Annotated in this window: 29 protein-coding genes; 17 read left to right on the plus strand and 12 right to left on the minus strand. The window is 62.2% G+C overall.

The window, feature by feature from the left end; all coding sequences use genetic code 11:
- Positions 1–19 precede the first annotated feature (19 nt).
- Together BLV27_RS09170 and BLV27_RS09175 are read left to right on the plus strand one after the other, a co-directional pair.
- Positions 20–451: a DoxX family protein gene (locus tag BLV27_RS09170; protein ID WP_092645157.1), complete on the plus strand. Its 432-nt coding sequence runs from the start codon at positions 20–22 to the stop codon at positions 449–451.
- A gap of 3 nt (positions 452–454) precedes the next feature.
- Positions 455–949: a glutathione S-transferase family protein gene (locus tag BLV27_RS09175; protein WP_244504599.1), complete on the plus strand. Its 495-nt coding sequence runs from the start codon at positions 455–457 to the stop codon at positions 947–949.
- Positions 950–1503: 554 nt separating this feature from the next.
- Here BLV27_RS09175 and BLV27_RS19025 read toward each other — a convergent pair.
- From BLV27_RS19025 to BLV27_RS09190, 4 genes are all read right to left on the minus strand, one after another.
- Complete coding sequence (locus BLV27_RS19025) at positions 1504–1851, minus strand: hypothetical protein (protein WP_139176581.1); 348 nt, start codon at positions 1849–1851, stop codon at positions 1504–1506.
- 115 nt (positions 1852–1966) lie between these two features.
- Entirely contained in the window at positions 1967–2554 is a 588-nt protein-coding gene (locus BLV27_RS09180) for a retropepsin-like aspartic protease family protein (protein ID WP_092645159.1), read from the minus strand.
- Positions 2555–2582: 28 nt separating this feature from the next.
- Positions 2583–3191 carry a MarC family protein gene (locus BLV27_RS09185; RefSeq protein WP_092645161.1) on the minus strand — a complete coding sequence of 203 codons (609 nt, stop codon included), beginning with the start codon at positions 3189–3191 and terminating at the stop codon, positions 2583–2585.
- 52 nt (positions 3192–3243) lie between these two features.
- Entirely contained in the window at positions 3244–5097 is a 1854-nt protein-coding gene (locus BLV27_RS09190) for an ABC-F family ATP-binding cassette domain-containing protein (protein WP_092645163.1), read from the minus strand.
- A gap of 102 nt (positions 5098–5199) precedes the next feature.
- On the opposite strand from BLV27_RS09190, the gene ndk reads away from it, so the two are divergent.
- Complete coding sequence (gene ndk, locus BLV27_RS09195) at positions 5200–5622, plus strand: nucleoside-diphosphate kinase (protein WP_092645165.1); 423 nt, start codon at positions 5200–5202, stop codon at positions 5620–5622.
- A gap of 109 nt (positions 5623–5731) precedes the next feature.
- Positions 5732–7096 (plus strand): MATE family efflux transporter, encoded by a 1365-nt coding sequence (locus BLV27_RS09200; RefSeq protein WP_092645167.1) that lies wholly within the window; start codon positions 5732–5734, stop codon positions 7094–7096.
- Here BLV27_RS09200 and BLV27_RS09205 read toward each other — a convergent pair.
- Positions 7080–7403, minus strand: coding sequence for a HesB/IscA family protein (locus BLV27_RS09205; protein ID WP_092645290.1), 324 nt, complete (start codon positions 7401–7403; stop codon positions 7080–7082). The two genes, BLV27_RS09200 and BLV27_RS09205, sit on opposite strands and share 17 nt — an antisense overlap.
- 92 nt (positions 7404–7495) lie before the next feature.
- Between BLV27_RS09205 and BLV27_RS09210 the strand changes: the two genes are divergently transcribed.
- The 7 genes from BLV27_RS09210 to BLV27_RS20030 all read left to right on the plus strand — a co-directional run bounded on the left by BLV27_RS09210 (position 7496) and on the right by BLV27_RS20030 (position 14231).
- Positions 7496–8632, plus strand: a complete 1137-nt coding sequence (locus BLV27_RS09210; RefSeq protein WP_092645169.1) for a deoxyguanosinetriphosphate triphosphohydrolase — start codon at positions 7496–7498, stop codon at positions 8630–8632.
- A gap of 101 nt (positions 8633–8733) precedes the next feature.
- Positions 8734–10476 carry an arginine--tRNA ligase gene (gene argS, locus BLV27_RS09215; protein ID WP_092645171.1) on the plus strand — a complete coding sequence of 581 codons (1743 nt, stop codon included), beginning with the start codon at positions 8734–8736 and terminating at the stop codon, positions 10474–10476.
- 130 nt (positions 10477–10606) lie between these two features.
- A complete protein-coding gene (locus BLV27_RS09220; protein ID WP_170831402.1) occupies positions 10607–11647 on the plus strand; it encodes an SPOR domain-containing protein in 1041 nt (346 codons plus the stop codon).
- Positions 11616–12635: a glycoside hydrolase family 3 N-terminal domain-containing protein gene (locus BLV27_RS09225; RefSeq protein WP_092645175.1), complete on the plus strand. Its 1020-nt coding sequence runs from the start codon at positions 11616–11618 to the stop codon at positions 12633–12635. Before BLV27_RS09220 ends, BLV27_RS09225 begins: the two co-directional genes overlap by 32 nt.
- Before the next feature lie 9 nt (positions 12636–12644).
- A complete protein-coding gene (locus BLV27_RS09230; protein ID WP_244504600.1) occupies positions 12645–13442 on the plus strand; it encodes a segregation and condensation protein A in 798 nt (265 codons plus the stop codon).
- Positions 13439–14104: an SMC-Scp complex subunit ScpB gene (gene scpB / locus BLV27_RS09235; RefSeq protein ID WP_092645178.1), complete on the plus strand. Its 666-nt coding sequence runs from the start codon at positions 13439–13441 to the stop codon at positions 14102–14104. The genes BLV27_RS09230 and scpB overlap by 4 nt, the downstream gene beginning before the upstream one ends.
- Before the next feature lies 1 nt (position 14105).
- The gene (locus BLV27_RS20030) at positions 14106–14231 is read left to right on the plus strand and encodes a hypothetical protein (RefSeq protein WP_280140301.1); all 126 of its coding nucleotides are present in this window, start codon (positions 14106–14108) and stop codon (positions 14229–14231) included.
- On the opposite strand, the gene BLV27_RS09240 is transcribed toward BLV27_RS20030, so the two are convergent.
- On the minus strand, positions 14228–14941 hold the full coding sequence (locus BLV27_RS09240; RefSeq protein WP_092645180.1) for a TVP38/TMEM64 family protein: 714 nt from the start codon (positions 14939–14941) through the stop codon (positions 14228–14230). The genes BLV27_RS20030 and BLV27_RS09240 overlap by 4 nt on opposite strands.
- Positions 14942–14986: 45 nt before the next feature.
- Complete coding sequence (locus BLV27_RS09245; protein WP_244504601.1) at positions 14987–15505, minus strand: DUF2478 domain-containing protein; 519 nt, start codon at positions 15503–15505, stop codon at positions 14987–14989.
- A gap of 57 nt (positions 15506–15562) precedes the next feature.
- Between BLV27_RS09245 and BLV27_RS09250 the strand changes: the two genes are divergently transcribed.
- Genes BLV27_RS09250 through BLV27_RS09260 form a run of 3 tightly spaced genes read left to right on the plus strand, consistent with a single transcriptional unit; the run spans position 15563 to position 18020 of the window.
- Positions 15563–16285 (plus strand): 5-oxoprolinase subunit B family protein, encoded by a 723-nt coding sequence (locus tag BLV27_RS09250; RefSeq protein ID WP_092645182.1) that lies wholly within the window; start codon positions 15563–15565, stop codon positions 16283–16285.
- The gene (locus BLV27_RS09255) at positions 16282–17253 is read left to right on the plus strand and encodes a 5-oxoprolinase subunit C family protein (protein ID WP_244504602.1); all 972 of its coding nucleotides are present in this window, start codon (positions 16282–16284) and stop codon (positions 17251–17253) included. The genes BLV27_RS09250 and BLV27_RS09255 overlap by 4 nt, the downstream gene beginning before the upstream one ends.
- The gene (locus tag BLV27_RS09260) at positions 17250–18020 is read left to right on the plus strand and encodes a LamB/YcsF family protein (RefSeq protein WP_092645186.1); all 771 of its coding nucleotides are present in this window, start codon (positions 17250–17252) and stop codon (positions 18018–18020) included. Before BLV27_RS09255 ends, BLV27_RS09260 begins: the two co-directional genes overlap by 4 nt.
- Positions 18021–18135: 115 nt before the next feature.
- On the opposite strand, the gene BLV27_RS09265 is transcribed toward BLV27_RS09260, so the two are convergent.
- The 3 genes from BLV27_RS09265 to BLV27_RS09275 form a co-directional block, all read right to left on the minus strand.
- Positions 18136–18900: a hypothetical protein gene (locus tag BLV27_RS09265; RefSeq protein ID WP_092645188.1), complete on the minus strand. Its 765-nt coding sequence runs from the start codon at positions 18898–18900 to the stop codon at positions 18136–18138.
- A complete protein-coding gene (locus BLV27_RS09270) occupies positions 18897–19478 on the minus strand; it encodes a uracil-DNA glycosylase family protein (RefSeq protein WP_092645190.1) in 582 nt (193 codons plus the stop codon). The genes BLV27_RS09265 and BLV27_RS09270 overlap by 4 nt, the downstream gene beginning before the upstream one ends.
- A 162-nt stretch (positions 19479–19640) precedes the next feature.
- Positions 19641–20039, minus strand: coding sequence for a hypothetical protein (locus tag BLV27_RS09275; protein WP_139176582.1), 399 nt, complete (start codon positions 20037–20039; stop codon positions 19641–19643).
- An 856-nt stretch (positions 20040–20895) separates the two neighbouring features.
- Between BLV27_RS09275 and BLV27_RS09280 the strand changes: the two genes are divergently transcribed.
- Positions 20896–21183, plus strand: coding sequence for a co-chaperone GroES (locus tag BLV27_RS09280; RefSeq protein ID WP_092645194.1), 288 nt, complete (start codon positions 20896–20898; stop codon positions 21181–21183).
- 45 nt (positions 21184–21228) lie between these two features.
- Positions 21229–22872: a chaperonin GroEL gene (gene groL, locus BLV27_RS09285; RefSeq protein ID WP_092645197.1), complete on the plus strand. Its 1644-nt coding sequence runs from the start codon at positions 21229–21231 to the stop codon at positions 22870–22872.
- A gap of 65 nt (positions 22873–22937) precedes the next feature.
- Here groL and BLV27_RS09290 read toward each other — a convergent pair whose 3' ends face one another.
- On the minus strand, positions 22938–23399 hold the full coding sequence (locus tag BLV27_RS09290) for a MarR family winged helix-turn-helix transcriptional regulator (RefSeq protein WP_170831403.1): 462 nt from the start codon (positions 23397–23399) through the stop codon (positions 22938–22940).
- On the minus strand, positions 23375–23668 hold the full coding sequence (locus BLV27_RS09295; RefSeq protein ID WP_092645202.1) for a putative quinol monooxygenase: 294 nt from the start codon (positions 23666–23668) through the stop codon (positions 23375–23377). Before BLV27_RS09295 ends, BLV27_RS09290 begins: the two co-directional genes overlap by 25 nt.
- A gap of 144 nt (positions 23669–23812) precedes the next feature.
- Between BLV27_RS09295 and BLV27_RS09300 the strand changes: the two genes are divergently transcribed.
- Positions 23813–25111, plus strand: a complete 1299-nt coding sequence (locus BLV27_RS09300) for a Na+/H+ antiporter NhaA (RefSeq protein WP_092645204.1) — start codon at positions 23813–23815, stop codon at positions 25109–25111.
- Positions 25112–25213 lie beyond the last annotated feature (102 nt).

Here is a 25213-nt window from a genome sequence, read left to right on the forward strand (position 1 = left end):
CATGTATAGGGGTTGAGCCATGTTGATCCTGAACCGAAACGATTTGGCGACACTTCTTCTCAGGGTAGCGCTCGGCGTGGTGCTTCTCGCACACAGCGTATATCTAAAGCTCTTTGTCTTTACCCTGCCCGGGACGGCACAGTTCTTTATGAGCATTGGTCTGCCCGGCTTCTTGGCGTATATTGTGTTCGCTGTTGAAGCAGTCGCTGGCATCATGCTTGTACTTGGAATCCAATCACGCTGGGCCGCACTGACCACCATTCCGGTATTGATCGGTGCAACATGGGCGCATTGGGCTAATGGATGGATGTTCGCCTACGAAAATGGCGGCTGGGAATATCCGTTGTACCTCACATTACTTGCTTTCGTTCAATTTCTTTTGGGGGACGGCGCTTTTGCACTTCTGAGATCGACTCCTATTTCATTTTTCCATGCAAGGGGTGAGGTGTAAATCATGTCACTACATCTTATGAGTCATGCACTCTGCCTCTATGTACAAAGAGTAGCGATCTCGCTGGCTGAGAAAGGCGTCCCGTTCAAGCGGACTTACATTGACCTTGCCAACAAGCCTGAATGGTTTCTCTCCATTTCGCCGCTTGGAAAGACACCCATCTTGGTCGTCGGTGATCAGCCGATCTTTGAACCCGTGGCGATTTTAGAATATCTAGAAGAGACACAGGACATTCCATTGCACCCTGCTGATCCTATTGCCCGCGCACAACATCGCGGTTGGGTTGAATTCAGCTCATCGATCTTGAACGATATTGCGAAATTCTATGCGACACGGGAACCTAAGATATTTGATGATGCGATCAGTTCCTTAGGGCAGAAGTTCGCTCGAATAGAAGAAAGGTTAGGAGGTGGCCACTATTTCGAAGATGATAGGTTTACTATGATCGATGCTGCATTTGGCCCCATTTTCGGTACTTCGATACCTTCGACAAGGTGAGGGGCTTCGGTATTTTGAATGATAAACCCAAAGTCAAATCGTGGCGCATGGCCCTAGCGATTCGTCCGTCTGTGAAGTTCGCTGTTGGGCCTGATTATCCAGAATTGCTTTGGTCGTTCCTACTCAATAGAAATTCCCACCTGACTTCGATCATGCAGGGCAGGTAGGGTTTTTCCCATAAACCGGACGTGTAGTGAACCGCCCGCTTCAATTGATCTTTGCGATCATAGGGGTTTGCACGCGTATCTTGTCATGCCGTCCGTAAATACTTCAGTACTTTCCAAGCTGAACTTCGGCCAAAGTTGGCATTGGCCATTTTCTTCGGTCTTTCCCTAGGTCTAGCGAAGCAAACCGAGGCTACTTGTCACTGTAATCCTTCGCCGCCAATGATGCTGCTTCAGTGCGTCTTCACTTACAAGTCTCGCTGCCAAATACCGCCTGATATCATTTTCTAAAACACATCGGACTCGGCCTGTTGCAGCGGAGTGTCATAGGTTCATATTAATGCCAGCCCGCTGCAATATCTCCATTAGACCAAAGCTTTTATATGGCTATTAACCCTCAAACGTATATGGCTGAGACTCGCTTCCATCGCGCCGCTTGAAGATTACCGTTTCCCCATCAAGGTCTGGAACGCTACAATATTCCTGGCCTGCCAAGAATTCCGGCTCTGAATAATTACTGCAGATCTCTCGACTGTCGGCTATGTAAGTTCCAACAATTTCCTCACCGCGGATAGTTCCACCGACGGTTCCATCTGAGTTAAAAAGAAAAACTGTTTGGTTGTCCGCAACCAACAGTTTTCCAATGAATGGATCAACCGCCGTTGAGCTTGGGGTGGTCGGCGTGCATGCACTTAAAGAGACGATTGACGCGGTTACTAGCAGTGGTATCGATTTCATCGACTTCCCCTACATTTTCCTATAAATAGCAACAGGACGTGTAGCTTAGACCAAAATGTAATTCGATCAAAATCAAACTGCGTAGCGTGGCAATCGCCGGAAGATCAATCCGCGCCTATCGGATCAGGCGGAGAGTGTCGTTCTCGATCTCGATTTTTCCGAAGCCGTTCAGATACGACATCCCCAAAAGGCTGATGCCCAGATCGCCGTTGCCCACGATGGCGCGAACGTCGGTGTCCACCATGTCGCCGACCTTCACCTCGTCGAGGAAGACCTGCGCCGTACGGATGACGCCGTTCGCCGTCTGTGCGCGACCCATGTATGCAAGGTCGCGCAGGTCCAGACCCACGCTGCGCGCATCGTCTGCCGACAGCACGATGTCTGATGCGCCGGTGTCGACGACGAAATCCACCAATTCTCCGTTGATGCGAAGAGTCATGTAATAATGTCCGTCGAACCGGCGGGGGATTTCGATCACGGTGCCGCCATCGCCGGAGACATAGGTTTGCGACGGTACAAGCGTTTGCTGGATGTTATCCCAGTTTCCAAAGGCCAGGGCCGCGGCAAGGAAGATGAAGAACCAAATCGCGGCCTGTTGCGCGACTTGGCCCATGCGATGGCGATTGGCGACGAAATACGAAACCCCGATCACGAGGCCGAACAGCGTTAGATATATCAGGGTGGCGGTGGTATCTCCGGTCATGCCCTCAATCTAGGGAGCGTGGCGGCAGTTACCAGACCGGAAGATCGCGAAGTCCGTCCAGAACGAACTGAACCGAAAGCGCCGCCAGCAACATGCCCAACAGGCGCGTGGCCACGTTGATGCCCGTGTGTCCCAGCAGCCGCTCCATCGGACTAGCCAATTGGAAGAACGCGAACACGACCGTGATCACCGCCAGCATCACGCCGATTGCTTGCGCCGAGCCGATGGCGCTGGCGTCGTCGGTGAGCAGGATCATCGTCGCAATTGCCCCCGGACCCGCGATCAGCGGAAGGGCTAGGGGGAATACCGAAGGGTCCGCGGTATGCTCTTCCGCGCGACCTTCGCGTTTGGGCTGGCGCTTCTCGAACAACATCTCCAGCGCCGTCAGGAACAGGAGCAATCCGCCCGCGATCCGGAACGCGGGCATCGAGATGCCAAGAAATGTCAGGACCGATTCCCCAAGCATCGCGAAAACCACCAGAATCCCGGTCGCGATCAGGCAGGCTCGTATCGCAATCGCCCGCCGCGCCTTGGCCGTCATGCCGGCGGTCATGGCGATGAAGATCGGGGCCAGCCCGATCGGGTCAATCACCACGAAGAGGGCGGTGAAGGCAGTAATTGCTTCGGTCGTCGTCATTCTGGACTACTCCCCTTCGTAATAAGCCGGTCAAACACGGGCCATATGCATGTCACACAGTCTTTTCGGCCTTCTCAAGGGTTTCCAGCGCAGCCATCCACAGCGACTCCGCGCGGTCGGCGGCCTGCATGACTTCGGCGTACTTCTTGTTCCAGGTCTCCAGCTCGCCCTGCCGGCCGTCATCATAAAGCGCCGGATCCGCCAGCTTTTTGGCCAGTTTATTGCGCATATCGTCGATTTTCTGAACCCGCGCCTCGGCTTTACGCGCCTCCGAGCGCAGCTCCAGGACCTTGTCCCGGCTCACGGGCTTCTTGTCCTTTTCCTTCTGTGGCTTGGCAGGCTTTTCCTCACCGGCCAGCAACAGTTTGCGATAGCTTTCAAGGTCGCCGTCATACGGCCCCACGGTGCCGCCCTTCACCAGCCAGAGCCGGTCCGCGACCAGGCTCAGCAGGTGCATGTCATGGCTCACCAGAACGACCGCGCCGGTATAGGCGGTCAGCGCTTCCACCAGCGCCTCGCGGCTTTCGATGTCGAGGTGGTTCGTCGGCTCGTCCAGGATCAGCATGTGCGGCGCATCAAGGGTCGCCAGCAGCAACGACAACCGCGCTTTCTGACCACCCGAAAGCCTGGCCACCACCGTGTCGGCCTGATCCACGCCCAGCCCGAACCCGGCCAGCCGGGCGCGCAATTTGGGTGGGGCCTCGTCGGGGCGTTCGCGCTTCAGGTGCTCCAAGGGCGTCTCGTCGATGAAAAGCTCGTCCACCTGATGCTGGGCGAAGTAGCCTATCCTCAACTTCTTCGAGGCGATCCGCTTGCCGTCAATCGTGACAAGTCTGTCTGACAAGAGTTTGGAAAGCGTGGATTTGCCTTCCCCGTTGCGCCCCAGAAGGGCAATGCGGTCGTCTTGGTCAATCCGAACATTCAATCGTTGTAGCACCGCAGTGCCGTCATAGCCGGTCGATGCCGCATCCAGACGCAGGATCGGCGGCGACATTTCTTCTGGCTGGGGGAAGGTAAAGACCGTGCGCGCGGCGTCTTCGGGCGCACGGATTGTCTCCATCTTTTCCAGCATCTTCACCCGGCTCTGGGCCTGCTTGGCTTTGGAGGCCTTTGCCTTGAACCGATCGACGAAGCTTTGCAGGTGTGCCCGGCGCACCTGTTGCTTGGCGGCCTCGGCGGCCAGTCCCGCTCGCTTTTCGGCGCGGGCACGGACGAATTGGTCATACGTTCCAGTGTAATACGTTAGCCCCTTGTCCTCTAGGTGGAGGATTCCGCCGACGGCGCGGTTCAGCAATCCGCGGTCGTGGCTTATTATGATGACCGTGTGCGGATACTTGGCCAGATAGCTCTCCAGCCAAAGCGCGCCCTCCAGATCAAGGTAGTTCGTCGGCTCGTCCAGCAGCAGCAGGTCGGGCTGGGCGAACAGAACCCCGGCAAGTGCGACACGCATCCGCCAGCCGCCTGAATAATCAGAGCAGGGCCGCTGTTGCTCGTGAACTTCGAAGCCCAAACCCCTGAGAATACTGGAGGCGCGGGCCTCGCCCGACCATGCGTCAATATCCTGAAGCCGGGCTTGCACCTCGGCGATGCGGGTCGGGTCGGTCGCCGTCTCCGCCTCGGACATCAGGGAAGCGCGCTCCTCGTCGGCATCCAGAACCGTCTGCAACACGGTCACCTCGGACGACGGCACCTCCTGCGCGACGCCGCCGATGCGGGCCCGGCTGGGCAGAGAGATGTCGCCCGCATCCAGCGCAAGCTGGCTGCGGATCAGGCGAAAGAGCGTCGTTTTGCCGGTGCCATTACGCCCGACGAGGCCAACCTTGTGGCCTTCGGGAATGGCGGCGCTTGCCCCTTCGAAAAGGGAGCGGCCGGCGACGGAATAATTAAGGTCGGTGATCTGAAGCATAGTCGTGCCATGACGCCCGCCGGGCGCGCCGTCAACACCCTGTTCCCTTTGTCCCGTGCCCCTGCTAGAGGCGCGGCAAATTCACACTCAGAGGAGACCGACATGGCCCTGGAACGCACATTCTCGATCATCAAGCCCGACGCCACCAAGCGTAACCTGACCGGCAAGATCGCCGCCAAGTTCGAAGAGGCCGGCCTGCGGATCATCGCGTCCAAGCGCATCCAGCTGTCCCTGGCGCAGGCCGAAGCCTTCTACGGCGTCCACAAGGATCGTCCGTTCTTCGGCGAGCTGACCGAGTTCATGATCTCCGAGCCGATCGTCGTGCAGGTCCTTGAAGGTGAGAACGCCATCGCCAAGAACCGCGAAGTCATGGGCGCAACGAATCCCGCCGACGCCGCCCCCGGCACGATCCGCAAGGAATTCGCTCTGTCCATCGGCGAAAACTCGGTCCACGGGTCCGACGCCCCCGAGACCGCCGCAGAAGAGATCGCGTTCTTCTTTTCGGGTCTTGAACTGGTCGGATGATCCGTTCGCGATAACCATGACAAAGGCACCCCTCGGGGTGCCTTTCTTAGTTCCGGGCAAAAGCGCTCCGGCGATTGCCTTGGGGTACGCGCGGGCGTAGCGGGGCGGAATGTCGGATCCGCTTTCACACCACCTCAAACGTACAATGATCTTGGGCCTGCCACTGGTCGGCAGCCAGGTCGGCCAGATCCTGATCGGGTTGACCGACACGCTGATGCTGGGGCGGTACTCGGTCGAAGCGCTTGCTGCCGTAACGATCAGTCATTCGGCGTTCTTTACCCTGTTCGTGCTTGGCTCCGGTTTTGCGGTAGCTTGCATGCCGATGGCCGCGGGCGCTCTGGGGCAGGGGGACGAAACGCAGGTGCGCCGCATAGCGCGCATGGGGCTCTGGCTGTCGTTCCTGACCGGGATGGCGATGCTGCCGCTCTTCTTCTGGTCGGAAAGTATTCTGCTGGTGCTGGGGCAGACCCCCGAAGTCGCGGCGGGCGGACAGGACTATTTGCGCATCGCGGGCTGGGGCATGGTGCCCGCCTTGCTGCTGGCGACGTTCCGCAGCCACTTGTCGGCGTTGGAACGCACACGCATCGTGTTCTGGGCGACGATGCTGGCGGCGGCGCTGAACGTCGTGGTGAACTGGCTGCTGATCTTCGGCAACCTAGGTTTCCCCGAGATGGGGCTGCGCGGTGCCGCGGTGGCGTCGCTGGGGGTTCAGGTTCTGTCGGCGGGTGTTCTGGCCGTCTATGCGGCGCGCGGCCCCGACATGGCGGGGTTCGAGCTGTTCAAGAACCTGCACCGTCCCGACTGGCCGATCTTCGGCGACATCTTTCGTATGGGGCTGCCGATCGGGCTGACCCATGTGTCGGAGTCGGGACTGTTCGCCGCGTCGGCCTTCATGATGGGCTGGCTCGGCACGGTCGCGCTGGGTGCCCATGGTATCGCAATCGGCGTCGCGGCCCTGACGTTCATGATCCACATGGGACTGAGCCAGGCGGCGACGGTGCGCGTGGGGCGCGCCTGGGGGCAGGGGGATGCCCTGGGGTTGCGCCGCGCGGCACTTGCGGCGGCGATCCTGTCGGCTGTCGCGGTGGCAGGGTCTCTGGTGCTGTACTTGGGCTTCGGCGAGTGGATCGTGGGCCTGTTCCTGGACCGCACGGACCCTGATGCGCCCGCGATCCTGCTGCTGGGCACGACTTTGATGGCTCTGGCTGCGCTGTTCCAACTGGTCGACGCGGGGCAGGTGATGGCGCTGGGGTTTCTGCGTGGGGTGCACGACACGCGGGTGCCGATGATCTATGCCATCGTCGCCTATTGGCTGGTCGGCATCCCGGTCAGCTATCTGCTGGGGTTCGTCCTGGACCTCGGCCCGGAGGGTATCTGGCTGGGTTTGGTTGCGGGCCTGCTCGCGGCGATGGCAGCGCTGATGACCCGGTTCGTCCGGATCACCAAGCCCGTGCTTTCTACATTGAAAAGCTGACGCCGCAGCCGCAGCTGCTGGATGCGTTGGGGTTCTCGATGGTGAAGCGCGCGCCTATCAATTCCTCGGTGAAATCGATGGTGGCACCGCCCAAGAACGGCAGAGAGACGTCGTCAATCACGACCTTCTCGCCGTCGCCTTCAAGCACGGTGTCGCCGTCGGCGACGTCGTCCAGCTCGATCTGGTACTGAAATCCAGAGCATCCGCCGCCCTCGACGGCCACGCGCAGGGCTTTGCCCTGCTTGCTGGCACCGATTTCGGACAAGCGCTCAAAGGTACGGTGGGTCACGCGGGGGGGAAGGGCCAGGTCCATGATCGCCTCGGGGCTGTGCATTGGGTTCATGGCAGATATATGGGGGCCGACCGCGCTTTCCAACCGTGCAATTCGAGCGAGCATCCATGTCCGTCCCCTACGCCAGCGATCCCGCCCGCACCCGGGGCCGATTGTACCCCGAGGAGGAGAGCCGGCATCGCTCCCCTTTCCAGCGTGACCGTGACCGGATCATCCATTCCAGCGCGTTCCGCCGCCTCAAGCACAAGACGCAGGTCTTCATCGAGCATGAGGGCGATTACTTCCGCACCCGCCTGACCCATTCGATCGAGGTGGCGCAGGTGGCGCGCACCCTTGCCAAGCACCTGGGCCTGAACATGGAGCTAACCGAAGGCGTGGCACTGGCGCACGACCTGGGCCATACGCCGTTCGGCCACACCGGGGAGGAGGCGCTGGACCGGTTGATGGCCCCCTATGGCGGGTTCGACCACAACGCGCAGGCCCTGCGGATCGTCACCCGGTTGGAGCGGCATTACGCGGAATTCGACGGGCTGAACCTTACCTGGGAAACGCTGGAGGGCATCGCCAAGCACAACGGCCCGGTCCATCCCCCGGTGCCTTATGCGCTGGCGGAATATGACGCGCAGCACGATCTGGAACTGCACACACATGCAAGCGCGGAGGCCCAGGTCGCAGCCCTGTCCGACGATATCGCCTATAACAACCATGACCTGCACGACGGGTTGCGGGCGGAGCTGTTCTCGACGGACGAACTGGCCGAACTCCCTGTCCTGCGGGAGTGTTTTGCCGAGGTAGACGCGATCTACCCCGACCTGAACTACTACCGTCGTCGCCACGAGGCGTTGCGCCGGTTCTTTGGCGTGCTGGTCGAGGACGTGATCGACGTAACCGAACGCAACCTGGCCGATCTGGCCCCGCAGAGCGTCGAGGACGTGCGCGCGGCAGGGCGGATGATGGTGCAGTTCTCGCCCGGTCTGTGGTCTGACCTGAAGACGATCCGCGCCTTCCTGTTCGAGCGCATGTACCGCGCGCCAGCGGTGGTGGAAATGCGCAAGCAAGTGACGCAGGTCGTCGACGACCTGTTTCCCTTCTTCATCGCGAACACCGATCAGTTGCCCAAACAATGGCGCAAGGACGTCGAGGAGGCCGCCGGCGAGACCGAGTTGGCGCGCATCGTGTCCGATTACATCGCGGGGATGACGGACCGTTTCGCGCTCCAGTGCCACGAGCGGTTGATCGGCTGACCGGCAAGGTGCACCCGGCGCAGATCGCGAAGCTTATTTGCGCAGGTTGAGGCGGCGCGCGGGCGGCGCTAATGGGGTGCAACTCCAAAGGACCGACCGCGATGAACCTCTTTTCCGATATCCGTACCCTGACTGTCGATGCGCTCGCTGAACTGGCGCGCGAGGGCGTGATCCCCGAGGGATTGTCGACCGATGCCGTCGCGGTCGAGCCGCCGCGCGATGCGGCCCATGGCGATATGGCGACCAACGCCGCGATGGTTCTGGCCAAGCCTGCAAGGATGAAGCCTCGCGACATCGCCGAAGCGCTCGCCGCCAAGCTGGTCGCTGACCCGCGTGTGGCCGTGGCCGATGTGGCGGGGCCGGGGTTTCTGAACATCCGCCTTGAGGGCGCGGTCTGGACTGGTGTGGTCCGGACCGTGCTGGAGGCGGGTACGGATTTCGGTCGGTCGAACATGGGAGGCGGGGATAAGGTCAACGTAGAATATGTGTCGGCCAACCCGACGGGCCCGCTGCACGTGGGTCACACGCGCGGCGCGGTCTTCGGCGATGCACTCGCCAGCCTGTTGGACTTCGCTGGCTACGGCGTGACACGCGAATACTACATCAACGACGGTGGCGCGCAGGTCGATGTGTTGGCCCGGTCGGTGTACCTTCGCTACTTGGAAGCGCACGGCAAGGACGTGGAGTTCCCCGATGGAACCTACCCCGGTGACTACCTCAAGCCCGTGGGCGAGGCGCTTAAGGCCAAGGTGGGCGACGCTTATCTGGGCAAGGGCGAGGACGTCTGGCTGGAGGACGTTCGCAACTTTTCCACCGACGCCATGATGCTGCTGATCCGCGACGACCTTCGGATGCTGGGCGTCGAGATGGACGTCTTCTCGTCCGAAAAAGCGCTCTACGGAACCGGCAAGATCGAGAGCGCTATCGAATCCCTCAACGCCAAGGGTTTGATCTACCGCGGCACACTGGAGCCGCCCAAGGGCAAGTTGCCGGAAGATTGGGAACCGCGGGAGCAGATGCTCTTCAAGTCGACCGAATACGGTGATGACGTCGATCGTCCGATCCAGAAATCCGATGGGGGCTGGACCTATTTCGCGCCCGACATCGCGTATCATTTCGACAAGGTAAACCGCGGCTTTGATATGCTGATCGACGTGTTTGGGGCCGACCATGGCGGCTACGTCAAGCGCATGAAGGCGGCTGTCGCCGCGCTGTCGGACAAAAAGGTGCCGCTGGACATCAAGCTGACGCAGCTGGTCAAGCTGACGCGGGGCGGTGAGCAGCTCAAAATGTCCAAGCGGGCAGGGACGTTCGTTACCCTCGCCGACGTGGTCGAGATGGTCGGCCGCGACGTGACCCGATTCGTCATGCTGACCCGCAAGAATGATGCACCGTTGGACTTCGACATCGACAAGGTGCTGGAGCAATCCAAGGACAATCCGGTCTTTTACGTGCAATATGCACACGCTCGCGTGGCATCTGTTGTGCGCAAGGCTGTGGATCATGGCATCATTGTGTCCGACGCCGCGCTGGCGTCTGCGGACCTGTCACATCTGAGCCACGCCTCCGAACAGGCGCTGGCGGCCAAGGTCGCCGAGTGGCCGCGCCTTGTCGAGATTGCGGCGCGCACCCACGAGCCGCACCGTGTGGCCTTCTATCTATATGATCTGGCGTCTGCACTGCATGCGCATTGGAACCGCGGCAACGATGATTCGACCTTGCGATTCATCCAGGATGACGTGGTTGCCAGTGCCGCCAAGATCGCTCTCGCCCGCTCCGTCGCGATTGTAATCGCGTCCGGCTTGGGTATCTTGGGAGTTGAACCCGCCCAAGAGATGCGCTGAGAGTCGTTAACGACCGACAGAGCGCCAGCGGGTCAGAGCAGAGGCGGGCAGCGGGGCCAACCCCGCGCCCATGAGTGGCAGTTACATAACCCGCAGGGCGACGCCGTCCTGCGTGGTGGAGGGCGGGCATATGGCGGATCTTGACTATTACGGTGCCGACTACGGCGCGGAGCAGCCTTCGCGGTTCATGGATGCCGCGCGCAACTTCGGTTTCGCGAACTGGGCCGGGGCGATAACCTCGCTGGGTCTGACGGCTGGCTTGGCCGCTTGGGCGGTTGATATGACGGTCCGAGACGTCTCGGGCGTTCCGGTCATCGCAGCGCTTGAGGGCCCCATGCGCGAGGCACCCGAGAACCCCGGCGGCAAGGTCGCCCCGTTTCAGGGCCTGGCGCTGTCGGACATCACTTCGGGCGGACCCGCCGCCCCGGCACCTGACCGCATCGTTCTTGCACCGCCGCCTGTATCGCTGGACGCGCCGGCGCTGTCGGAGCGGATGGCGGCAACCACTGCCCAGACCGAGTTGCAAAACGCCGAGACCGATTTGCAAATCGCGGAGGCCGATCCGGAGCGCACCGAACCCGAATTGGTCGCCAGCATTCAGATGGCCCTGGCCGAGGCTGTTGGGGACGGAGTCGTCGTTGGAGCCAGCGCTCCTGCCGCGCAGGTTGTTCCGCCCGCGCCCGCATCGACCGAGCCCCAGACCCCCGTCGTGGCAGAGGTCGCTGCAATTTCCCCGTCCGGGCCCGGTGTCGCGCGATCCGCGCGGCCGCAGTCCCGTCCGGCTGGCCTGAGCCGCGCAGTGGCACAGGCACCGGTGACCTTGCCGACCGATGCTCCGGCGCAGGAGGCCGGGACGCAGGTTGCTTCACTGGATGCGACTGTCCCCTCGTCCCGTGACGTGGACGGCAGCACGCTGACACCTGGCACGCGCGTGGTGCAATTGGGTGCCTACGACAGCGAATCCGCCGCACGCGGCGAGTGGGACCGGATGGAAGCCAGGTTCCGCGATTACATGCGCGGCAAAGGCCGCCTGGTCCAAAAGGCGACCTCGGGCGGGCGCGACTTCTGGCGTCTGCGGGTGGTCGGCTTCGAAGATGGCGGTGAAGCGCGTCGCTTCTGCGCCGAGCTTCTTGCCAAGGATGCCGCCTGCATCCCGGTTACTATCCGCTGATCCCGTGGCCGGGGCCTTCATCTTCGGGTGCGAAGGCCCCGATCTGACGGCCCGCGAAGCCGCTTTCTTCCAAGGTGCGGATCCCTGGGGATTTATCCTGTTTGCCCGCAACGTCGACACGCCCGATCGGCTGCGCGCGCTGACTGCGGCGTTGCGCGACAGCGTCGGGCGCGACGCACCAATCCTGATCGACCAGGAGGGCGGTCGGGTGCAGCGCCTTGGCCCGCCGTTCTGGTCGAATTGGCCGCATCCGCTGACGCAGATGGCTGGGGCATCGGACCCGGTGCGCGCGATGTTCCTGCGCGCCACGCTGATCGCGCGTGAATTGCGTGATGTCGGGATCGACGTGAACTGCACGCCAACCGCCGATATCGCCACGGAAGATACACATCCTTTTCTTCTATCCCGCCTGTACGGGGACAGCGTTGAGACCGTCGTTGCCCGCGCCCGCGCGAACGCTGAAGGGTGCCTACAGGGCGGGGTCTTGCCGGTGATGAAGCACATTCCGGGCCATGGACGTGGCACGGTCGACAGCCATCTTGGCCTGCCGACGGTTGATACGGGATTGGAGGAGTTGCGCGAAACCGACTTCGAGGTCTTCCGCCGGTTGAACGACCTGCCGCTCGGCATGTCGGCGCATGTGGTCTACTCTGCCATCGATGATGCGCCGGGCACGATTTCGGCCGCCGTTCTGGCCGAAGTGCGGGGTGCCATCGGGTTCGACGGGCTGTTGATGACCGACGACATCAGCATGGGTGCACTGCCCGGCGACATGGCGGCGCGGTGCACCGGCTCCATCGCGGCGGGATGTGATATGATCCTGCATTGCAACGCTGACTGGAGCGACATGCAGAGCGTCGCCGCCTGCACGCCCCGACTGGAAGGTCGCGGACTGGCGCGGGCAAAGCGGGCGCTGGCGATGCGGGCGGATCCCGTGGAACTTGACATCGAAGCGGCCCGCGCGGAACTTGCATCCCTCAACTCCTGAGGGGCGAGCTTGACCGAAGAATTTACCGAAGGCCCGGCGCGCGACCCGGACCCCGATGTCGTTGCCGCACGTCTGGCGGCCGAGGCACTGATCGTTGACGTCGACGGGTTCGAGGGGCCGTTGGACGTGCTTTTGATGTTGGCGCGGACGCAGAAAGTAGATCTGCGGACCATCTCGGTGCTCCAACTGGCGCGACAATACCTGGTTTTCGTGGAAAAAGCGCGGGAATTGCGGTTGGAGCTGGCCGCCGACTACCTTGTTATGGCGGCTTGGCTGGCCTTCCTGAAATCCCGCCTGCTGCTGCCCCCTGACCCCGAGGAGGAGGGCCCGTCAGCCGAGGATCTTGCCGCCCACTTGGCGTTTCAGCTTGAGCGTCTGGAGGCGATGCGAAAGGCAGCAGCCCGTCTGATGGCCCGCGATCAACTGGGGCGGGACATTTTCGCGCGTGGAGAGCCACAGGGGCTGGAAAGGTCGCGCAAGGTGGTTTGGACCGCGACGATTCTGGACCTGATGCAGGGCTATGCCCGCCTGCGCACGCGCGACGATTTCCGCCCCTTCGTAATGGATCGTGATGGTGTGTTCACAATGGAGGAGGCGTTGGAACGCCTGCGCCCGCTGATCGGGGCGGTCGGCACATGGACCGACTTGACCATGTTCCTGCCAGAGGGTTGGGACGCAGACCCCGCGCGGCGACGGTCGGCCACGGCCTCGACCTTTGCTGCCACGCTTGAATTGGCCAAGAACGGCAAGTTGGAGATGCAGCAGGCCGACATGTTCGGCCCCATCCAAATCCGGGGGCGTGCATGAGCGATACTTCACAGACTGATGCCCCCCAGACCGATACACTGTTTGAGGCTCCGCCGCTGGCCGAGCAGGAAAGAATGGTTGAGGCGATCCTGTTTGCCTCCTCCAGTCCGGTTACCGTGGGCGAATTGCACGCACGCCTGCCCCACGGCTGCGACGCGCCTGCTGCGTTGGAGCAGCTGGTGAAGCGCTATGACGGACGTGGGGTACGGATCGCGCGCGTGGGCGATGCGTGGGCAATCCGTACGGCCGCCGACCTTGCGTTCCTGATGACGCGGGAGACGGTTGAGACGCGAAAGCTGTCGCGTGCCGCGATCGAGACCCTGGCCATCGTGGCCTACCATCAGCCCGTCACCCGCGCCGAGATCGAGGAAATCCGGGGCGTGTCCGTCAGCAAGGGGACGATTGAACAACTGCTGGATCTGGATTGGATCAAACTGGGCCAGCGGCGGCAGACACCCGGTCGCCCCGTGACCTTCGTGGTCACGCGCGGTTTCCTCGATCACTTTGGCCTCGGCTCACCGCGGGATCTTCCGGGTTTGAAGGAGTTGCGTGCTGCAGGTCTGCTGGAAAGTACGCCTCCGCCGGACGAAGTCGACGACACTGACGAAGACGCATCGACGGACGATATGTTCGAACGGTCCCCCCCCGAAGAGAAGAGATGAAATGCTCCAAATGATCCTTAGACGGCTCGTGTTCCTGGTGATCGGCAAGGCGGCCGGCGGCCAAGCGGCGAAGAACGTCCGCTTGGTGGACAAGGCGACGCGGATGGCCCGACGTTTGGACCGCTAGCCCTTCTTCTTGGACTTGTAGAGCCCGGCGCGCTCCATTTCCTTGGTGGCGATCCGTCCCAGCCAGATCACGAAGATGCCGAAGGCCAGCAGACCACCACCGGCGAGGACGATCTGCGTGCGGTCCGAGCTCACGGAGGCAAGGCCCCCCATCTCGCCGACCCACACCATGGCAAGTGTGCCGGGTGCCAACCCCACGAGTGTCGCCACGAAGTAGGGCCACGATGTGATCGCGGTCAGCCCCAGAAGCCAGTTCTGCACGGTGAACGGCAGGATCGGCGTCAGGCGGAGCAGCATCACGAAGACGAATCCGTTGTCCGATATCGCGTGGTCGGCAGCCCGCACCTTTGGCCCATCGATCCGCCGCATCATGGGCCCGCGCAGCCAGTGCCGGGAGATGTAGAATGGCGCGATGGCCCCCAGGATGCTGCCGAGCATCGACAGGGGAAAGCCCCACCATCCGAACGCCAGCCCGCCCACGACGGACATCGCGGCGGCGGGCAGGGGGAGGATGACGACAACGATGTAGATCAACACGAACACGACCGCCCCGAGCGCGCCGTGCGATTGAACCCAGTCGCGCAGAATCGGCACCCATTCGCCCCAGGGCAGCAGCCACATCGCAAAGGCGATGAAAACTAGTAAGGCGGGCCAGAGCCAGACGTGCCACGCTTTGAGCGCGTGATCGGGGGGTGGGGGGGTGACGGTCATCCTCCATGAGGCCTAGGGCCTGAGGGGCTGTCTCGCAAGACCGCGCTAATCCCCTCCGATAGTTATCCAGTGCAGCAATGCGCCTGGATCGGCCGGAAGCGCCTCGGCCGTGTCCCCTGTGAATTCCCGCAGCGCCTCAAGGTTCATCGGGTTGACCCCCACCAGAACGTCCGCGCCGGCCTCCAATGCGGCGGCGATGACGGGGCGAAACCCACGTCCCGCCGCCTCCTGCTTGCCGAACTTGTTGACGATAAGAAGGTCCACGCCCTGCGCCAGTCGGGCTTCGGCGGCCGCGACAGCGGTCTCCAGCCCCTCTGCGTCCAGACGGCAGCCGCGGGCCTCGCGGCCCAGCGACTGGCTGATGCGGATTACAGGCCCGTCGGGCAGCACAATGGCATCCATGTCACAGCGTGCGCAGCCGGGACGATCCGAGTTGACCTGAACGATACCGGCGAGGCGTAGGCCCGTCGCCGCCGCCTGCGTCGCGATCTGGTGGAGCAGCGGATCCAATTCACCGCGACCCTCGGTCATGGTATAGGCGAGGCGCATGGCGCTAAATTCCATGCATGACGCCGTCGCGCAAGCCTTGACGGCGGAGCCTGCGCAGGGGACGGATGGATCATGTCTGAAAAATTCCCACAAATCGAACCTCTGGGCGAGGGAGCCCTGTTGGTCCGGTTCGCACCCCGACTGGACGACGCGGCCAATCGCGCCTGCGTATCCTTCCGCGCCGCGCTGGAAGCCGAGCCCATAAAGGGCGTGACCGAAACCGCCTCCTCGTTGGGGTCGGTGTTGGTGCGCCACGACGGCACGGACGTGCGTGCTGCCTTGAATGACAGGTTGGGCGCGCGCGACTGGGCCTCCGTGACGCCGCCACAGCGCAGGTTATGGTCGGTACCGTGCAGCTATGGCGGCGATGACGGTCCGCAGCTTGCCGAGGCGGCATCGATGGCCGGGATGACCGAGGATGATGCCATCGCATCCTTGTCCCAGGCCCGGGTGCGTGTGCTGGCGCTGGGATTTGCACCTGGGATGCCCTACCTCGGCATTTTACCCGAAACCTGGAATCTGCCGCGCCAGACCGGGCTGACCCCCAAGGTGCCCGAGGGGGCCCTGGTCGTGGCGGTGCGGCAGTTCGTGATGTTCGGGACCGAGGCTCCGACCGGTTGGCGGCAGGTCGGGCGCACGCTTTTCGGTTGTTTCGAACCGACGCGGGAGCGGCCCATCGCGCTGTCGCCGGGTGACGAAGTAATGTTCCCCTCCGTCTCTCCTTCCGAATTGCGCGCGCGCGCCGAGGCGGATCGCGATCGCCATGGCGGTGCCACATGGGAGGTTCTGTCGTGATCGAAGTATTGTCCTGCGGACCGATGGTCACGATTCAGGATCGCGGTCGCCCGGGCCACCTAAGCCAGGGTTTGGCGCAAGGCGGGGCGGCCGATCGGCGCGCCCTCGACGAGGCCGATGCCTTGCTGGGTGGGGCCGGGGCCGGGATCGAGACGCCGGGATCGCCGATCCGGTTGAGGTTCGACAAGGAGATGACCGTCGCGCTCACCGGCGCGCCGATGAAGGTCACGGTCGGGGATCGCGCGCTTGCCTGGAATACCGCCCAAACCCTTGCCGCTGGCGAGGTGCTGGACCTGAGGCCTTCGGGGCAGGGGGTCTATTCCTACATTCATGTCGCGGGGGGATTTCAGACCGAGGAGGTCATGGGCAGTCGCGCCGCCCACCTGATCGCCAGTATCGGGCGGGTGCTAGAGGCCGGGGATCGTCTGCCATGTGCGCAATCCTCGGGTCGGGCCCAGAAAGTGGCCGCTACGGATCGGCTGGGTGGGGGGGAGCTTCGTCTCGTGCCCACACCGCAGACGCGGCTGTTCCCAGAGGCCGAGCTGGAGCGGTTTCTGGCGACTGCGTTTATCCGTGATGTGCGGGGCAACCGTCAGGGCGTCAAACTGTCGATGCAGGGCGCGGGGTTTGCCACCGAAGGACAGCTGAACCTTCTGTCTGATTTCATCCTGCCGGGCGACGTTCAGATGACTGGTGACGGCGTTCCCTATATCCTTGGGCCGGAGTGCCAGACGACCGGCGGCTACCCCCGGATCGGCACCGTGATCTCGGCCGATCTGCCGCGCGCGATGCAGGCCGTGCCGGGCGCGCGGCTGACCTTTAGGTTTGTCACCCCCGAGGAGGCCCGCGCGGCGCGGCCCGCCAAGCCCGTTGTCACCCCGCTGGTGCGCGACCCGTCCGAGGTGCCGGATCTTTTGACCAAGCAACTGATAAGTGGAGTGATCTCCGCCCAGGGGGAGGACGCATGATGCGCGTCGACCTGAATGCGGACATGGGCGAGAGCTTTGGTGACTGGCGGATGGGCGACGATGAAGCGCTGCTGGGTATCGTCACCTCGGCCAACGTGGCTTGCGGGGCTCATGCGGGCGACTGGGACGTGATGGCGCGCACCATGACCATGGCGCGCAACCGGGGCGTTGGCATCGGCGCGCATCCCGGCTTTCCTGACTTGCAGGGGTTTGGGCGCAGACGCCTGGCTATGCCGCTCGACAGTCTTGCAAATCTCGTGACTTGGCAGTTCGGCGCGGCGCGCGGCATGGCCGCGTCGCTTGACGCGCAGGTGCGACATTTCAAGTTGCATGGCGCGATGGCGAACATGGCGTCCGAGGACGTGAAGATGGCCAAGGCCGCCTATCAGGCCGCGCTGCGCGTCGATCCGAATATCATCCTGCTGGTGCTTGCGGGCACCGCGCAGGAGGCCGCCGCGCGGGAACTGGGTGCGTCCTGGGCCGGTGAGATATTTGCCGATCGGGGCTACAACGACGATGCCACGCTGGTGACGCGGGGCCAGCCGGGTGCCATGGTGCACGACCCCGAGGAAGCGGCGGCGCGGATGGTTGAGTTCGTCAAGGCGGGCGCGATCATCGCCAACTCGGGTGCGAAAATCCCGGCGGCCTGCGACTCCATTTGCCTGCATGGGGATGGGCCCGAGGCGGTCGCGATTGCGCGCGCCGTTCGCGCCGCGCTGGAGGCCAAGCAGGTCACGCTGGCCCCGATGGCCGCGCGCACGGCCTGACGCGCGCCATTGCCGAACGCCGCCACGGTGGTCGGCAGACGCGTTTTGGGAGTGGTTTGCCCGGTTCCGGGCGCAAGACGCCAAACCCCCGGTTTCGCGGTGCGGCCCTCCACCATCAGCGCAGGCGCGGCGGCGAGGCCGGGTCGCGGCTGGGTCCGCGCGCGTCTGGTTGCGGCATATCGATCCGCAACCCGTGGCGAGCGAGCGTTGCCGCCAGGGGCTGTTGCGCCCGAAGGAACGTGACGTCGATCTGCCCCGCATCCAGCCCAGAAAAAATCAGCGCTTCGGACACGGCGCGGGCGAGGTCCGGCTCCGCCCCCGGCACGGTATCGACAAACCCCAGAACGTGCCCCTTGGCTCCGCCGTCATAGGTCACGCCGGCAAGATAGCCCGTTCGGGCCAGACCCACGGCAAGGCCCAGTTTTGCGTCCAACGCCGTAAGCAGGGCATCGGGCAGGGCACCGGGGGAGGTGACTTCCTCGATTTTCTGCTCTGCCTCCTCGGGCGCGTGGGCCAGTGTCTCGGCGAGCCAGGTCATCGCCGACGGGTCCAGCAATTGCGCCGACGGGGCGTCGTCGAGGTTGATGCCCAGACCTAGGCCTTCGGTTGCCAACATCGCGGCCAGACGCCGCCCAGACAGCGTGGCTGCGTCCGCCACTCCGGCAAAGGCTGTCAGCCGTTCGGGCAGATCGAACGCAAGCGCATAGCGCGTGCCCTCCACGTCAAAGAGGCGGGGTGTGATGACGTCGCCTTCCTCGGTATCGAGCAGCAGGTGCAGCTCCGCCTCGGCGAGCCGTTCGAAAAAGGTCAGGCGCGCGGAATCGGTGCCGGTTGCCTCGGCATGGGCATGGGCGCGGTCGAGGGGGGTTGGGTCGGTCATCGGGTCAGCGCGTCCTGAATGGCGGTTCGGAGAGTGGGCAAGACATCGGTCTCGAACCACGGGTGGCGTTTGATCCATCCGGTATTGCGCCAGGACGGATGGGGCAAGCAGAAGACCCGCGGTGCCAGCGCGCGCCAGTCGCGCACCCGATCGGTGACGCGGCCCTTGCCCAAGTGCCAGTCCTGCGCATAGCCGCCGATCAAGAGCCTGACTTGTGGTTGTCCGACGTGCGCCAGCGCCGCGTCCCGCCAAGTGGCGGCGCAGAGGCGCGGTGGCGGCAGGTCTGATCCTTTGAGGTCATAGCCCGGAAAGCAAAACCCCATCGGCACGATGGCCACGTGATCCTTGTTCCAGAAGGTTTCTTCACCGACTCCCATCCAGTCTCGGAGGCGCACGCCCGATGGGTCGTCGAAGGGTTTGCCGGATGTGTGCGCGCGCAGGCCGGGTGCCTGCGACGCTACAAGAATGGGCGCGCCGGGGCGGAACCAGACCACGGGTTTGGGGCGATGCGCGGTATGCGTTGTTACAAAACGCTCGGAGCACAGGCGGCAGGATTCGAGATCTTCGGGAAGCGGCATGAAGGAGAGGTAGGGCCGTTCAGTGGGCTCGATAACCTTCGCACGAAAAGATTCTTGAGTAGGGGACGGAAAAGTACATGAAACAAGGGAAAGATGGAGTGCAGCATGCGGACACCCCCCGTCGAGCAGGCGCGTCGGCGATTGGCGGCCTTGGTCGGTTGGTCAAGCGTCCTGCAGAGAGGTAGCCGTAGGATAACCGACGCGGTCGCGGAGCAGGATCAATCGCTTTCCATTTCGGCTTGGAGGCTCCTCCAGTCCCCGCTGAAATGACGTGTCCGCCAACCACGCGTGGACGACGCAGGCGTTGCCGAATGCGATCCCGGATACAAAGTTGTGGATAAATTGAAACATCAGGTGATCGTTTACATGGATGTAGGTTCCGTCCTGCAATGTGCGGACAAAGACTAGCATCGATCCGGCTTCCGGCAGACTGCGAAATACCTCGATCGCAGATTGCGGGATCAGATCGAAATTTCGTCGGGGGCCGGCGAACATCAGGCGATAGGCTTGAAATACCGCAGTATGTGTCTCTAGGTTATTCAGGGTTTTACGGTCTTTCAAGGGACCGCCACCGAGTAGTTTGGGGTGGGCGGCCCGAGGGGTCTCTGCAGTCGCCCGGGCCAAGTTGGACGGAAAGAAGCGCGCTGTGCATGCAGGGAACGGGGCCGGGACCTCGCCTTGCGCGGTCCCGGAGAAGTCGATCTTCTGTAAAAGACCGCAGTTCGAAACGTCGTTCGCGATAGTGGTTCCGTCAGGATATTCTGTGAACCCGGCAATTGGTCAGGGGTCATCGCAGGAGTGATTTGGGTTTGGCCCATAGGCTGGATAAGCCTTCTGGTGCTTCAGGGCGGCCGTCGAAATGGCTCAGGTTCTCGGGCGGGAGGGAGGTTTCGCCGACCGCGCCCTCCTCGTGGATGAGTCGCAAACCTGGGCCATGGCCATAGCCGTCGGACTCGCCGAAAAGCAGATGTGTTCCTTGCGTATGCCCATACCGCAGGGCTGCAATTAGCGACAATTCGTCCAAGTCGACCCGCAGGAGACAGCACATCTTCTTCCGGGCTGGACCGGCCAAATGGCGTCATCGAGATCGGGGATGCCACCAATGCAGGACCGGGTGCCCGGCCAAGAGGGCTCGTCTTTGCGTGAATGGTGAAGCAGATGGATCGCATCGCGCTCACTATCCGTCTGCTTTAGTGGAGTTGGAGGCTTCGGTTTGCGATAGACGGTCCGAAAAGGCATGGAGCATCGGTGTGACAGGGAGTGAATTGATTACTCCGCTGGTTGACGAGAGGAATCGGCGAAAATTTGGCGCACGTTCCCGTTGACAGCCCACCGGCTCACGCTTACCTACCGCTCGTTGGCACTCCCACAGGGTGAGTGACAATACAGGGAAACTTTAAGCTGAAAGGCTATCGCAATGGCTTTCAAACCGCTGCATGACCGCGTCCTGGTCCGTCGCATCGAATCCGAGGACAAGACCAAGGGTGGTCTGATCATCCCCGACACCGCCAAGGAAAAGCCCGCCGAGGGCGAGATCATCTCCGTGGGTGAGGGCGCGCGCAAGGACTCCGGTGAGCTGATCGCGCCGGCAGTGTCCGCAGGTGACAAGGTGCTGTTCGGCAAGTGGTCGGGCACAGAAGTTCAGATCGACGGTGAAGACCTGCTGATCATGAAGGAATCGGACATCCTCGGCATCATCGCCTGAGCCGACGTTCTATCCCTCCAACATATTCAAACTTAGGAGAATACCATGGCCGCTAAGGACGTGAAATTCGACACCGACGCCCGCAATCGCATGCTGAAAGGCGTCAACATACTAGCCGACGCCGTCAAGGTCACGCTGGGCCCCAAGGGTCGCAACGTGGTTCTGGACAAGTCGTTCGGTGCCCCCCGTATCACCAAGGACGGTGTGTCGGTCGCCAAAGAGATCGAGCTTGAAGACAAGTTCGAGAACATGGGCGCGCAGATGGTCAAGGAAGTTGCCCAGCGTACCAATGACGAGGCCGGGGACGGTACCACCACCGCGACGGTTCTGGCCCAGGCCATCGTCAAGGAAGGCATGAAGTCGGTTGCCGCTGGCATGAACCCGATGGACCTCAAGCGCGGCATCGACTTGGCTACGATCAAGGTCGTCGAGGCCATCAAGGCAGCCGCCCGTGACGTGACCGACAGCGACGAAGTCGCGCAGGTCGGCACCATCTCGGCAAACGGTGAGAAGGAAATCGGTCGTCAGATCGCGGATGCGATGCAGAAAGTCGGCAACGAGGGTGTCATCACCGTCGAAGAGAACAAGGGTCTCGAGACCGAAACCGATGTCGTCGAAGGCATGCAGTTCGACCGCGGCTACCTGTCGCCGTACTTCGTGACCAACTCCGACAAGATGACCACCGAACTGGAAGACGTGATCATCCTGCTACACGAGAAGAAGCTCTCGTCGCTGCAGCCGATGGTTCCCCTTCTGGAGCAAGTGATCCAGTCGCAAAAGCCTCTTCTGATCATCGCCGAAGACGTCGAAGGCGAGGCCTTGGCCACGCTCGTCGTCAACAAGCTGCGCGGTGGACTGAAGATTGCCGCCGTAAAGGCACCGGGCTTCGGCGACCGCCGCAAGGCCATGCTGCAGGACATCGCGATCCTCACCGGTGGTCAGGTCATCTCCGACGATCTGGGCATGAAGCTTGAGAATGTTGGCATGGACATGCTGGGCACCGCCAAGCGCGTCTCGATCACCAAAGACACCACCACGATCGTGGACGGTGCCGGTGAAAAGGCCGAGATCGAAGCCCGCGTGGCCCAGATCCGCGGTCAGATCGAGGAGAGCTCCTCGGACTACGACAAGGAGAAGCTGCAGGAGCGGGTCGCCAAGCTGGCCGGTGGTGTGGCTGTCATCCGCGTTGGCGGCATGACCGAAGTCGAGGTCAAGGAGCGCAAGGACCGCGTCGATGACGCGCTGAACGCGACCCGTGCGGCCGTGCAGGAAGGCATCGTCGTCGGCGGTGGTGTTGCCTTGGTTCAGGCTGGCAAGCACCTCGAAGGTCTGACCGGTGACAACAGCGACCAGAACGTCGGTATCTCGATCGTGCGCAAGGCTCTTGAAGCCCCGCTGCGTCAGATCGCCGAGAACGCTGGTGTCGATGGTTCGGTTGTTGCGGGCAAGATCCGCGAGAGCGACGACCTGAAGTTCGGCTTCAACGCGCAGACCGAAGAATATGGCGACATGTTCAAGTTCGGCGTCATCGACCCGGCCAAGGTTGTCCGCACCGCTCTGCAAGACGCGGCCTCGATCGCCGGTCTGCTGATCACCACGGAAGCCATGGTTGCCGACAAGCCTTCCAAGGAAGGTGCCGGCGGCGGCGGTGGCATGCCCGACATGGGCGGCATGGGCGGCATGATGTAAGTCGATCTTTCGACTGAACATATGCCGATACGGCACAAGCGAAGGCCCCCGATCGGGGGCCTTCGTCATGTCTGGGGAAGGGGGCTCATCAGGGCTTCGAAATAGCCGGGCAGAAGGGCATCGAAACGTGCGCGGCCTTCTGTTGTCGGACTGATCTCGCTGCGCCGCCCGTCGGTCTTGTCTGCCAGGCGGGTCACGAGGCCGTTTCGCTCCATCGTGACGAGCATCTTCGACAGAACTGGGCGCGACACATCCAGCCGCGCCGCGATTTCCGCGGGTGACAGCGCATCCCGCCCAGGCTCCCGCACGATCACCATGATGGTGAGAAACTGCGCCTGCGAGAATCCGTGACTGGACAGGAACCGTTCGATCCGGCGCAGTCTCAGGCTGGCGTCTCGCAGCGCGTTGAGTTGCGACAGGATCGCGTCAGGGTCGGCTCCACCGGTCGCTGGTCCGAAGCCTGCGATCATATCCAAGTCGGGCAGATCCCTGAGAAAGAACATCAGGCCGCGGGCCGCATCGGCCATATCTGTACTGGTTCGGCCAGCCATTCCTCGTAGGCGGCGAAGACCTTCGCCACGTAGGGCTGATCGTAATGTGACTTCAGGGCCGCATCATCCACCCACCTCTCTTCGAGGTAGAGCGCCATGTCGCCGTCGTCCCCTTCGTTAAGTTCGAACCGCAAGCAGCCGGGTTCGGCGCGGGTTTGTGCGAGGATACCGAGGATGGCATCGAATGCGGCTTGCCGGTGAAGCGGTTTTGGAAGAATGCGGGCGACGAGGGCGAGTTCTGACATGGAATTTTCCTATATAGTTATCATGGTAACCATATCGGATTGAATACCAAGCGTGTCAACGCCCGCTTCATTTCCCCAAGCACGATCTTGCCGCGTGGCGGGCGCTCGGCTAGCTAGGCCGGCAACGCACACACGGGGGTCCGCATGTATCGCGTTTGGAATTTCGTAACCAATTATTCTCTACTTTTGATAATTGGCGCGCTCATCGCGCTGGTCTGGGCCAATACTTACGCGCACAGCTATCATGTGTTCGTGGATTATCCATTGTGGTTCAATGACTTCATCGGAGTTGACCTGCGCCACTGGGCAGAGGTTTTGGGTGAGGACGCGGAAAGCTTCGGTCACGCGGAAACCGCCAAGGTCCTCACGACGCATTTCCTCGTCAATGATATCCTGATGGCCTTTTTCTTCGCGATTGCGGGCAAGGAAGTCTGGGAAGCGGTCATCCTGAAAAACGGATCGTTGCGGGGCAGAAAGGCCGCGACACCGCTTTTCGCGACCGCCGGCGGCATACTCGGTCCGATCAGCGTCTACCTCGGCCTTGCCTGGCTCCTTGGGCCGGAAAAGTTCGGTATGGTTGCCAACGGCTGGGCCATCCCGACGGCCACGGACATTGCGTTCAGCTACCTTGTGGGCCGTCTCGTTTTTGGCGCGGGCCATCCCGCGGTTCGTTTCCTATTGCTTTTGGCGATTGCGGATGACGCGGCCGGCCTGATCATCTTGGCGATTTTCTATCCATCGGGCGAACTCGCTCCGGTCTGGCTGTTGCTTTCGGCCGCCGCCTCAGTCGGTGTCTACGTGCTGTTCAACTGGCTGCCGCGCAGAATGGATGCGGGCGATCAGCTTCGACTCCGGTCTACCTGGGTGCGCAACAAGCTCTCGTGGTGGCCGTATCTGATCGCGGGTGGCCTATCGTGGTTCGGGTTTGCGCAATCCGGGCTTCACCCGGCACTGGGGCTGTTGCCCATCGTTCCGACGCTGCCCCATGCGGATCGCGCGTTTGGTATCTTTTCGGAGGCGGAGCAGTATCTGACCGACCTGCTGAACCATGCCGAACATCTGCTGAAACATCCGGTCGAGATCGTGCTGTTCCTCTTCGGCCTGATGAACGCGGGTATCGAGTTCTCTTCGATATCCGAGCCGACTTGGCTCGTGCTGGCCGGTCTGATCATCGGCAAGCCGATCGGCGTTCTGCTTTTTGGCTACATTGGGGCACACACCCTGAAGCTGGGCTTGCCCGAAGGCATGCGAACCATCGACCTGTTCGTTGTCGGCTGCGTCGCGGCAATCGGCTTCACGGTTTCGCTGTTCGTCGCCTCGGTCGCGTTTGATTCGGGGCCGGTACAGGACGCGGCCAAAATGGGCGTACTCTTCAGCTTTTCCGCTGCGGGTATCAGTCTGCTCGCGGGCAAATTGACGAAGGTGAGGAAACGCGACATCTGACGGTAGGAATGCCACGATTCCGACATAATTTTCGCCCCTGCATCGCTAGATCGGGGGGCGATTGACCTTAATGATGGCGGATTGTCTTGGTACGAAGTTAAC

Origin of the sequence: Jannaschia faecimaris, assembly GCF_900107415.1 — a bacterium.
GTDB lineage: Bacteria > Pseudomonadota > Alphaproteobacteria > Rhodobacterales > Rhodobacteraceae > Jannaschia > Jannaschia faecimaris.